Below are 2,003 nucleotides of genomic sequence, written 5' to 3'. Positions count from 1 at the left end.
AGCGGAGGGCTATGAGGTTAAATTTGCGCGAAATTTCACCGACATCGACGATAAAATTTTAAAAAAGATGGCGGAAACCGGCAAGAGCCTAGAGGAGATCACGGAGTTTTACACCCGCAGATATTTGCAGGATATGAGCGCGCTAAACGTCGCGGACGCGAGCATTTCGCCCAAAGCGACCGAAAATATCGCCGCGATCTGCGAGCTCATATCCTCGCTTCTTCAAAAAGGCTTTGCCTACGAGATCGCAGGGGACGGCATCTACTTCGACACGCGCAAGGACGGGGATTATCTAAGCCTTAGCGGCAAAAAAGAGGGCGCCGGCAAAAACATCGCCCGCGTCGCCTCAAACGATGCTAAGCACGACGAGAAGGACTTCGTGCTGTGGAAATTTGACGAGAATTGGTTTGATAGCCCGTTTGGCAAAGGGCGCCCGGGCTGGCACAGCGAGTGCGTCGCGATGATTTTAGCGCACCTTGATAGCGGCGATCCGCAATTTTGCATCGATATTCACGCAGGCGGCGCCGATCTGCTCTTCCCGCATCACGAAAACGAAGCCGCGCAGTGCCGCTGCGCCCGCCATAGAGCGCTAAGCAAATACTGGCTTCACAACGGCTTCGTGCAGGTAAATAACGAAAAGATGAGCAAGAGCCTCGGCAACTCGTTTTTTGTAGGAGATGCTCTAAAAATCGCACCCGGCGAGGCGCTGAGATTTTATCTCTTAAGCTCGCATTACAGGGCAAATTTTAATTATTCGGTGACCGATCTGCTCGCTAGCAAAAAGAGGCTCGATAAAATTTACCGCCTTAAAAAGCGCGTCCGTGACGTTTTAGCTCCCGCTGCGGGGCAAAATTCCACGTCCGAACTACCTGCTACGGAGGTTAAATTTAGATCGGAGATGATGGAGTTTTTAAGCGATGATCTCAACACCTCAGGCGCGCTTGCGGTGCTTGATAGCTTCGTAGCAAGCGCGAACGAAGCGCTAGATCGCGCGCCAAAAGACAAGGTGCTAAAGGCTCAGATCGCCGCAAATTTGGAGTTTGCGAAGCAGACTCTCGGAATTTTATATGAGGATGAGACCGAATACTTTCGCTTCGGCGTGAGCGAGCAGCAAAGAGCGCAGATCGAGGAGCTGATAAAACAGCGCGCGCAGGCGAAGGCGGAAAAGGACTTTGCGAGCGCGGATGCCATCAGGGCGCGCCTTACGGATATGAAGATTGAAGTGATGGACGCGCCTGGCGGCACCGTTTGGGAGGTCGCGGCGGAATAAAACGTAAAATTTATCGCAAAATTTTACGTTAAATTTTACGATTTTTGCTGCGCAAAGCGTAAATCCGAACAATAATTCGTGCGTAAATTTTAGCGCGATTTTTATTTGCGGCATTTCGGTACGGCCGCGCGGTTTTGTTCAGTGATACGGTGCAGGAGCGATGCGATGTACGGCACGACGCAGCGACAGAAGCGCAAGGTGGACGCAATTTTAATTCGTCGGCGCGGCTGATGCGGCGGCGCGATATAGCCGTGGCAAAATGGAGTAACGCTACGGTGTCTGCGCGTATTTACCGCGTTTTATTGGCAATAGACGATGTGGCGGTGCGATATAGCGCGGTACAGCGGTGGCACTGCGGCGCACCTGTGCGTAAATTTTAACGCGACTAGGTGCAGTGGAATATGCTGCGGCGACGCGCAAATTTCGGCGCGATTTTTATAGCGATATTGTACGCGGGTGCACGCAGCGATGAAAGTCGCGATTTCATTTGTCGATACGGCTGATGTAGCGGCAAAGCTACAAGACAGGCTGCGATTTTCATTCGGCGGTGCGGCGGCGCAAAAGCGCAATGCGGCGCGCCGTTGTGAAGTCGCGATACACACGATGTATAACGGCACTTTGTAGCGCTTTATGGCGCCTCAAAGCATTTACCGCTTAAAATGTGGACGACAAAAGCGCGGAAGATCGCGATGAATAAAAACTCGCTCGCTTTTAAGGCGCTTTGCGCTTTAAA

At 52.0% G+C, this 2,003-nt stretch carries 2 protein-coding genes; both read left to right on the top strand.

Going from position 1 to position 2,003, the window contains the following annotated elements:
* The coding region (gene cysS / locus Q0340_RS08910) for a cysteine--tRNA ligase (protein WP_298083030.1) at positions 1-1,270 on the top strand (1,270 nt) is incomplete at its 5' end.
* Between the two features lie 468 nt (positions 1,271-1,738).
* Positions 1,739-1,894, top strand: a complete 156-nt coding sequence (locus tag Q0340_RS08905) for a hypothetical protein (protein WP_298083029.1) — start codon at positions 1,739-1,741, stop codon at positions 1,892-1,894.
* The last annotated feature ends 109 nt before the right edge of the window (positions 1,895-2,003 follow it).

Origin of the sequence: uncultured Campylobacter sp., from assembly GCF_938045595.1 — a bacterium.
Lineage (GTDB): Bacteria > Campylobacterota > Campylobacteria > Campylobacterales > Campylobacteraceae > Campylobacter_B.
This window is presented reverse-complemented; position numbering and strand designations above follow the sequence as displayed.